This window comes from Streptococcus sp. DD11 (genome assembly GCF_001578865.1).
Lineage (GTDB): Bacteria > Bacillota > Bacilli > Lactobacillales > Streptococcaceae > Streptococcus > Streptococcus panodentis.
The window spans coordinates 545,107-554,247 of sequence record NZ_KQ969392.1 but is presented as its reverse complement, the minus strand read 5'-3'; the positions used below and the strand labels follow the sequence as shown (position 1 = coordinate 554,247).

General features: G+C 49.9%; 7 protein-coding genes. 4 read left to right on the top strand and 3 right to left on the bottom strand.

Annotation, left to right across the window (positions count from 1 at the left end):
• Both STRDD11_RS14125 and STRDD11_RS02605 read right to left on the bottom strand, forming a co-directional pair.
• On the bottom strand, positions 1-1,266 hold a 1,266-nt coding region (locus STRDD11_RS14125; protein ID WP_241209287.1), incomplete at its 3' end, for an alpha-amylase family glycosyl hydrolase.
• Positions 1,267-1,293: 27 nt separating this feature from the next.
• The gene (locus tag STRDD11_RS02605; RefSeq protein WP_128835052.1) at positions 1,294-2,280 is read right to left on the bottom strand and encodes a LacI family DNA-binding transcriptional regulator; all 987 of its coding nucleotides are present in this window, start codon (positions 2,278-2,280) and stop codon (positions 1,294-1,296) included.
• Positions 2,281-2,863: 583 nt separating this feature from the next.
• On the opposite strand from STRDD11_RS02605, the gene malQ reads away from it, so the two are divergent.
• The 4 genes from malQ (at position 2,864) to nrdI (ending at position 8,190) form a co-directional block, all read left to right on the top strand.
• Positions 2,864-4,381: a 4-alpha-glucanotransferase gene (gene malQ / locus STRDD11_RS02600; protein WP_128835050.1), complete on the top strand. Its 1,518-nt coding sequence runs from the start codon at positions 2,864-2,866 to the stop codon at positions 4,379-4,381.
• Positions 4,382-4,402: 21 nt separating this feature from the next.
• The gene (gene glgP, locus STRDD11_RS02595; protein ID WP_128835048.1) at positions 4,403-6,664 is read left to right on the top strand and encodes a glycogen/starch/alpha-glucan family phosphorylase; all 2,262 of its coding nucleotides are present in this window, start codon (positions 4,403-4,405) and stop codon (positions 6,662-6,664) included.
• 290 nt (positions 6,665-6,954) lie between these two features.
• Positions 6,955-7,470, top strand: coding sequence for an ABC transporter permease (locus tag STRDD11_RS02590; RefSeq protein WP_128835046.1), 516 nt, complete (start codon positions 6,955-6,957; stop codon positions 7,468-7,470).
• Between the two features lie 231 nt (positions 7,471-7,701).
• On the top strand, positions 7,702-8,190 hold the full coding sequence (gene nrdI, locus STRDD11_RS02585; protein ID WP_128835044.1) for a class Ib ribonucleoside-diphosphate reductase assembly flavoprotein NrdI: 489 nt from the start codon (positions 7,702-7,704) through the stop codon (positions 8,188-8,190).
• A gap of 32 nt (positions 8,191-8,222) precedes the next feature.
• Here nrdI and argS read toward each other — a convergent pair.
• Positions 8,223-9,141 (bottom strand): arginine--tRNA ligase (gene argS / locus STRDD11_RS14120; protein ID WP_241209286.1); only part of this gene is annotated, 919 nt, incomplete at its 5' end.

Genomic DNA, 9,141 nt, shown 5'->3' with positions numbered 1-9,141 from the left:
GATCTGGGGATAGATGGCCTTCAGCTCCTGGGCAATCTGCTTCATGGTCTCTGTATCCAGAAGCCCCATGAGGTCAAAGCGGAAACCGTCAAAGCCATAGAGGGTAATCCACTGCCTAACCGACTGCTTGATATAGCGGCGAACCATGGCCTTCTCGCTGGCGACATCATTGCCGCAGAAGCTGCCGTTAGTACGAAAGCCGATGGCATTCAAACGGTAGAAATAGCCGGGAACAATCTTTTCAAACGCATAGGTGTCGGCATTATAAACGTGATTATAGACGACATCCATGATGACACTGATGTCGGCCTGGTGATAGGCGGCGACAGCGGCCTGCAGTTCCTCAATGCGGGCATAAGGGTCCCGCGGCTTGCTGGTAAAGCTGCCGTCAGGGACATTGTACTGGACGGGGTCATAACCCCAGTTATAGACCAATTCAGGGTGTTTTTCGTCAACGCTGCCGAAATCATAGACCGGCATGAGCTGGACGTGGCTGATGCCCAGATTTTTCAGATAATCCAGGCCAAATCGCTGGCCGTGAACCTGCGGTGACTCGCTCAGAGAAGCAAATTTACCGGGCTGTGAAAAGCCAGCCTCTTTTTGCATAGAAAAGTCGCGGACACTCATTTCATAGATGACCGCCTCGGTCGGGTCCAGCTGAGTCTTAGCCCGCTGAATAGGCTTTGCGATGCGGTTCAAATCAATAATATAGCTGCTGCCGGAATTGACATCAGAGGACAGGGCATAGGGGTCGTGGACTTCCGCCCACCTGCCGTTGACCTTGTGAAGGTAGGAGTAGGCCTGCCCTTCCAAATCCCCCTCGACCCGGGTATGCCAGACCCCCTTGTCCAGCCGCTTGAGATGATAGACCTGATGTTTGAGATGCAGGAGGACCTTTTCTGAAATAGGAGCCCAGAGCTTGAAATCCGTCGCCTGCGGGCTGTAGCGAGCGCCTAAGTCTGTGTCGCTGCAGTCAAAGATTTGGTCAAAAACCGGCTTTTGAACGATATGGCGGTACTGCAGGCCAGTATGGTTGCGGTCCTGATCATAGACCTTGTAGGACTGGGTCAGGTCAATGGGCTCATTAGCAGAAACCGTGTAGATAATCCGTTCTTCCTGATTGTTAATATTTTTAATCGTCAGAGGACTGGAGCTGTGCCGGTCCTCCAGCGTAAAGTGGATGGAGTAGGCATCAAAGTTTTTTTCCAGTTCAATGCTGATGATATTTTCATCGTCCAAATAAGCCTCAAACTTCCGAAAGACCATGGCTTGCCTCCTTTTTAGAAAAATGCACTAACGGTTGGTGACGATAGTATGCGGAATGAGCTGGCGGTAGCAGATATGCTTGTCTTCCTTGCTGTCTTTGATGATTTGAAAGAGGGTTCGGAAGGATTCTTTGCCCAGCTCCAGAGCATTGATGTCAATATAGGCATCCACGTCAATGCGTGGCTGTATCGAATCAAAAGTGATAATAGGGAAACGGTCGTCCCGGTCTCTCAGGTAATGGAGTGCCCCTTCGGCGACTAAGCTGTCCGATGTGACGATGGCTTCAATCTCATCCAGCGGCAGCTTTTCCATAATCTTGTAGCTGTTATCCTCCAGCAGAAAGCCAAAGGAAAACTTCACAATGCTGTCGTCAAAAGGCAGCCCGGCCTCTTTCAGCGCCTGCTGGTAGCCGGCAAAGCGGTCCTGAGATACGACCAGTTCTTTATTTCCGGCCAGAAAAGCAATTTTTTTGCAGCCCTTTTCAAGGAAATACTTGGCGGCATCGTAGCCGGCCTTGATATTGTCATTATCCACCAGTGAGATGAAAGGCGACACAGCCTTTCCCAAAATCAGGAAAGGAAATTGATTTTTGGCGGCAAAGTCTACCAAGGGGTCGTCCGGCTTAGAATAGAGAAAAATCAAGCCGTCCACACGCTTACCGTAAATCATCTGCTTGAGATTTTCCAGCCGGTGCTCTTCATCCTGACCGGTGCTGATCTGGATAGCGTAGTCATAGTCGGAAGCCACCTGCGAAATCCCCCGCAGCACAGTCGGGAAGAAAGGGTTTTGGTAGAAGACGTCCGAATCATCCGGCAGCACCAGTCCGATGACCTGAGTGGACTGGCTGACCAGGCTTCTGGCATTGAGATTGGGGTGGTAGTCCAGCTCTTTCATGGCCGCCCGGACCCGTTTTTTGGTTTCTTCGCTGATGGTTGATTTATTTTGCACAACACGGGTCACCGTCGAGGGTGACACGCCAGCTAACTTGGCAACTTCTTTAATGGTAACACGCATCCTAGCTTCCTCATTTCTGCTCTTTTTGAGTATCAATCCAATCCGCTGCGCTTCCAGTCCAATCCCGCCTCACCCCCTGGCAATCACCAGCAAAGCCAGCAGGCGAGCCTTGAGGCCTTTTCCCAAGTGTATCTGGCAGCTGCTGCAAAGCATTGCTATGCAAACATTCATACGGATTTCAAGCGGCAGGCCCTCTGGCGGAGCTTGCTGTTCTTTTGCTGTAACATGCGTAGGCTGTCCGCTTTGACTGATTCAGCAGTTTGAGAGCGGCCCGCATTTTTTCCGTCTTTTTAGCCTCTCCAACGGCTGAAAAAGGGATAGGGCAGCAAGCGCAAACGTTTTCTGTTTATAGAAACATTTTAACACAAAAAGAGAACGCTTGCAAGAAAGAGAAAAGCAGAAAAAGCACAAAAGCTTTCTGGCTGGATTAATAGGGAACGGAGGCTGGATTTTTTCCGAATTTTACCGGAAAAAATCCAAATAAGTCTTGCGCTAAAAAAAGAAATGCGTTATAATCAAATCGACGCAAACGTTTTCACGGAATAAAGTGGGAAATGCAGGAAAAAATTTTGAGGTGATCAGTATGAAAGAGAGACAGAGCGGTGTTCTCATGCATATTTCTTCTCTCCCGGGGAAATACGGGATTGGTTCTTTTGGGCAGAGCGCTTATGATTTTGTGGACTTTTTGGTGCGGACCAAGCAGCGCTATTGGCAGATTCTGCCGCTGGGAACGACCAGCTACGGGGATTCTCCCTACCAGTCCTTTTCAGCTTTTGCAGGCAATACCCACTTCATTGATATGGACCTACTGATTGCTGAAGGGCTGCTGACAGAGGCTGACTTAGCCGGGGTGGACTTTGGCAGTAATCCCCAAAAAGTGGATTATGCAAAAATTTTCAAGGCCCGCCGACCGCTTTTGGAAAAGGCTGCTGCAAATTTTCTGCAGCGGGGGGATAGGGCTGACTACCAAGCCTTTGTTGAGGCCAATCAGACCTGGCTGGAAATCTACGCAGAATATATGGCCATCAAGGAATACTTTGGCTTGAAAGCCTGGACCGAATGGCCGGATGCAGATGCCCGTCTGCGTCGGCCGGAGGCCATAGCCGCGTACAGAGAGCAGCTGGCTGAGCAACTGACCTACCATCGGGTCAGCCAGTATTTCTTCTTTAAGCAGTGGTTAAGCCTGAAAGCTTATGCTAATGAGCGGCAGATTGAAATTGTCGGCGATATGCCAATCTATGTGGCAGCGGATAGCTGCGATGTCTGGGCTCAGCCGCATTTCTTTAAGACGGATGCTGCCGGCAGACCGACCTGTGTCGCGGGCTGCCCGCCGGATGAATTTTCCGAAACCGGTCAGCTCTGGGGCAATCCTATCTATGATTGGGAAGCCATGGACAGGGACGGCTACCGCTGGTGGATCGAACGCCTGCGGGAGAGCTTTAAGATTTATGACATCGTGCGCATCGATCATTTCCGCGGCTTTGAGTCTTACTGGGAAATCCCTGCCGAGGCAGACACAGCGGCTCCCGGCAAGTGGGTCAAAGGTCCGGGATACAAGCTTTTTGCAGCGGTCAAGGAAGCATTGGGGGATCTGAATATCATCGCTGAGGACTTGGGCTTTATGACTGAGGAAGTCATTGAACTGCGTGAGCGGACGGGCTTCCCCGGCATGAAGATTCTGCAGTTTGCCTTCAATCCCAATGATGAAAGCATTGACAGCCCGCATCTGGCCAGCAACAATTCTGTCATGTATACCGGCACTCACGACAATAATACCGTGCTGGGCTGGTACCAGAACGAGATTAAGGACGAAGTCCGCGAGTATATGGCGGCCTATACCAACCGCAGGGAATACGAAACAGTGCCTCATGCTATGCTGCGGACCATCTTTGCTTCGGTCAGCTTTATGGCTATTGCGACCATGCAGGACCTGCTGGAACTGGGCAGCGAAGCCCGGATGAACTACCCATCGACCATTGGCGGCAACTGGGACTGGCGCATGACGGCAGACCAGCTCAACCCTATAGTAGAAGGGGAGCTCTACAGACTGACCAAGACCTACCGCCGGCTGAACAGAAAATTACTAGAAAAACAGAATTAATTATTCTTTACAGGAGAAATCATGTCCAATTTACAAACCTATATTAAAAATCATTATCAAAAAGACCTTGCTGACTGCAGCAATGAAGAACTGTATCTGGCTCTTTTGAATTATACCAAAGCGGCCAGCGCTCAAAAGCCCGTTAATACCGGCAAGAAGAAACTCTACTACATCTCAGCCGAGTTTCTCATCGGGAAGCTCCTGTCCAACAATCTGATCAATCTAGGTCTGTACGACCAAGTCAAGCAGGAACTGGCCGATGCCGGCAAGGACCTGATTGCAGTCGAAGAAGTGGAACTGGAGCCGTCTCTGGGAAATGGCGGTCTGGGCCGTCTGGCGGCCTGCTTCCTGGACTCGATTGCGACTCTGGGGCTCAATGGTGACGGCGTGGGGCTCAACTACCACTTTGGCCTCTTCCAGCAGGTCCTGAAAAACAATGAGCAGACGGCTGTTCCCAATTTCTGGCTGACAGAGCAGAGCTGGCTGGTTAGATCCAGCCGCAGCTATCAGGTACCTTTTGCTCACTTCACTCTGACATCTACGCTCTATGATATTGATGTGCCGGGCTATAAGACAGCGACCAAGAACCGGCTCCGTCTCTTTGATTTGGACTCTGTGGATGCAGCCATCATCGCAGACGGCATTGACTTTGATAAGACAGACATTGCCCGCAACCTGACTCTCTTCCTCTATCCGGATGACAGTGACAGGCAGGGGGAATTGCTTCGGATCTTCCAGCAGTACTTTATGGTGTCCAATGGCGCGCAGCTGATTATTGACGAAGCGATTGAAAAGGGCAGCAACCTGCATGATTTGGCGGACTATGCCGTCATTCAGATCAATGACACCCATCCGTCTCTGGTCATCCCAGAAATGATCCGTCTCCTGACCGAGCGCGGTTTAGGCTTGGATGAAGCCATCAGCATCGTGCGAAAGATGACAGCCTATACCAACCATACCATCTTGGCCGAAGCGCTGGAAAAATGGCCGCTGGACTTCCTGCAGGAAGTGGTGCCCCATCTGGTGCCCATCATTGAAGAATTGGACCGCCGCATCAAGGAAAGCTACAGCGATCCGGCGGTGCAGATTATCGACGAATACAAGCGCGTGCACATGGCCCATATGGACATTCACTATGGCTACAGTGTCAATGGGGTCGCGGCTCTGCATACAGAAATCCTGAAAAACTCTGAGCTCAAGGCTTTCTACGACATCTACCCTGAAAAATTCAACAACAAAACCAACGGCATTACCTTCCGCCGCTGGCTCATGCACGCCAACCCGCGCCTGTCCCACTATCTGGATGAACTGCTGGGCCGGGACTGGCATCACGATGCAGCCAAGCTGGAAGGCCTGCTGGACTTTTCCGGCGCTGCCGATGTCAAAGAAAAGCTGGAGCAGATCAAGGCTCACAATAAACGCAAGCTGGCCCGCCACCTGAAAGAAGTGCAAGGCGCAAAAATCAATCCAGACTCGATCTTTGATATTCAAATCAAGCGCCTGCATGAGTACAAACGCCAGCAGATGAATGCTCTCTATGTCATTTCTAAATATCTGGATATCAAGGCTGGCAACATTCCTGCCCGTCCGATTACTGTCTTCTTCGGCGGCAAGGCTGCTCCTGCCTACACGATTGCCCAGGACATCATCCACCTCATCCTCTGCCTGTCAGAGGTGATTGCCAAGGACCCAGAAGTGGCGCCGCATCTGCAGGTAGTTATGGTGGAAAACTACAATGTCACAGCCTCCAGCTTCCTGATTGCGGCCGGTGATATTTCTGAGCAGATTTCCCTGGCTTCCAAGGAAGCATCCGGTACTGGTAACATGAAGTTCATGCTGAACGGTGCTCTGACCTTGGGTACCATGGACGGTGCCAATGTGGAAATCGCCGAGCTGGTTGGTGAGGACAATATCTATATCTTCGGCAAAGACTCCGAGACGGTCATTGACCTTTACGCTAAGGAAGCTTACAAGTCTAGCGAGTACTATGCGCGTGAGGCGATTAAGCCATTGGTGGACTTTATCATCAGTGATACAGTGCTGGCTGTCGGGAAAGCCGAGCGCTTGGAACGCCTCTACAATGAGCTGATCCGCAAGGACTGGTTTATGACCCTGCTGGATCTGGAAGACTATATTGCAGTCAAGGAGCGTATGCTGGCGGACTATGAGGACCGCGAGGGCTGGCTGGAAAAAGTTCTGGTCAACATTGCCAAGGCCGGCTTCTTCTCATCCGACCGGACCATTGCTCAGTACGAGGAGGAAGTCTGGCACCTGAACAATTAATACTCTTGGAAAATCTCTTCAAAGCATGTCAGCGTCGCCTTGCCGTAGTCCAGTACAGCCTGTGGCTAGCCTCCTAGTTTGCTTGTTGATTTTCATCGAGTATAATATTCTTTGCATCAAAGCAAAAACCGAGACAGCAGTGTTTCGGCTTTTTGTGTTGTCTGGAAGTCTCAGATGAGGAGGAAAGCGAGGAGAAATCCAGCCCTTACAGCAGCGTGTCATTTTTTGCCCTTGTCAGTCCTGTCTTTTCGGTGTATAATAAGTAAAAACATTTCTTACAGGAGGCTGTCATGAAAAAGAAACCAATTTATCTTTATATTTTGCTGGGCTTGTCCACGCTTGTAACCTTGCTTGGAATTTGGGGACGGTTCTTTAACCAATATACAGTGATTGATTATACTCAGGCTGGGTATTCTGCAGCCTTGTCTGACCAGCTGAATGAGTATTCTAAAAAATCTTATGAACTGAGCCATAACGGTATCAGTATCCTGCTCTTTTTTCTATCAGCAGCGGTTTTGATTGCAGCTATTGTCGTTTTGCTGAGAAAAAATGTCCAGCTGGCAAACATCATTTATATTTTTTACGTGCTCTTGGCCATCATTGGCTTGGTTTACAATTATGTCTCTGCTTCTCCGCTCTTTAATCTTTTTACCGACGAAGCCACTCGCAAGGGCATGCGTTCCAGCAGCTTGCTTGGTGTCGCCGTCTTTGTCGGACTGAACCTTGTCTTTTTAGGGCTGACTGTTTTTAAACTGCTGAAGCTGCAAAAGGAACTGGAAAAGGAAGAAATCCAAGCAGTTCAATAAGCTTTGAAAAAAGAGATCTGAGAGCTGACAATTTCAACAGGCAATCAGATGTCTTTTATTTATATTCAATGAAAATCAACAAGCAAACTAGGAGGCTAGCCGCTCAAATGCTCCAGCGGAAGTTTTGAGGTCGCAGATAAAGCTTCCGAGAGGAAGACTCAAAAGTACGGCAAGGCGATGCTGACGTAGTTTGAAGAGATTTTTGAAGAGTAGTAGAACCTGTGTTCATAGATTGGAGAGAAAATGAAAGTTTCCTTAGTATATATTAGTCTCAGCGGCAATACAGAAAGCTTTGTCCGCCGGCTGTCAGACTACCTGCTGGCGCTGCATCCAGACATAGAAGTGGAGCAGATTCCCATCAAAGACATGGTCAAGGAAGGGCAGCCCTTCTTTGAGATGGCCAATCCTTTTATCGCTTTTCTGCCCACCTATCTGGAAGGCGGCAACGGCGTGGACAATGGCGATGTGGAAATTCTGACGACCGATGTGGCGGATTTTATTGCCTACGGAGATAATGCCAGCAAGTGTCTGGGCATTGTCGGCAGCGGCAACCGCAACTTTAACAACCAATACTGCCTGACAGCCAAGCAGTATTCAGAGCGCTTTGGTTTCCCCGTTTTAGCCGACTTTGAAATGCGCGGCATGCTGGGCGATATTAAGAAAGTTGCCGGGATTATTGAAGACCTTTATGGCATTGAAAAAAACGAAAGCTCGTTTTGAGCTTCCGTTTTTTTAAAATTTGCAAATCAGGTTTACATTTTCTCAGGTGTTTCTACCCCCAGCAGGCGCAGGGCTTCCTTGAGGACAAGGGCAGTAGAATAGCTGAGTGCCAGACGGCTGTCGCGTTCAGGGCTGTCGTCCAAGATGCGGGTATGGGCATAGTATTTGTTAAAGGCCTGAGCCAGACTGATTGCATATTTGGCAATCAGCGACGGGTCAAAGTTATCAGAAGCCCGTTTGATAACACGGCTGAAGTCCTGAAGCAGCTTGATGATTTCCCAGCTTTCAGCATCATTGAGGCTGTAGCTGGCATCGGCTGACGGCGCAAAGTTAGCCTTGCGCAGGATAGACTGGATCCGGGCATAAGCATACTGGATGTAAGGGCCGGTCTCTCCCTCAAAGGAAACCATGGCTTCCAGATCAAAGTCATAGCCATTGCGGCGGTCGGTTTTCAGGTCATAGAATTTCACCGCACCGACACCGACAGCATGAGCCACGTCATCCTTGTTTTCCAGTTCTGGATTTTTAGCTTCGATTTGGCTCTTAGCGCGGCTGATAGCTTCCTGCAGGGTTGGTTCCAGCAGAATGATATTTCCCTTACGGGTGGAGAGTTTCTGGCGGTTTTTCGTCACCAGGCCAAAGTCTACGTGAACCATGTCATCGCTCCAGTCAAAGCCCATCTTCTTCAGGACGGCCTTGAGCTGGCGGAAGTGGTTGGACTGCTCCTGCCCTACGGCATAGACATTTTTCACGAAATGGTAGGTGCGGGCCCGGTACATGGCGGTCGCCATATCGCGCGTGATATAAAGAGTCGCACCGTCTGATTTCTTGATCAGGGCTGGCGGCAGGTTAAACTCTTCCAAGTCTACGATGCTAGCACCCTTGGACTCCTGCAGGAGGCCTTTTTCTTCCAGAATTTGGATGCCCTCATCCATCTTGTCGTTGTAGAAA

Excerpts from the sequence above, each read along its gene's own strand:
- STRDD11_RS02605 (WP_128835052.1), bottom strand. The coding sequence starts at position 2,280 with ATGCGTGTTACCATTAAAGAAGTTGCCAAGTTAGCTGGCGTGTCACCC.
- malQ (WP_128835050.1), top strand. The coding sequence starts at position 2,864 with ATGAAAGAGAGACAGAGCGGTGTTCTCATGCATATTTCTTCTCTCCCG.
- glgP (WP_128835048.1), top strand. The coding sequence starts at position 4,403 with ATGTCCAATTTACAAACCTATATTAAAAATCATTATCAAAAAGACCTT.
- STRDD11_RS02590 (WP_128835046.1), top strand. The coding sequence starts at position 6,955 with ATGAAAAAGAAACCAATTTATCTTTATATTTTGCTGGGCTTGTCCACG.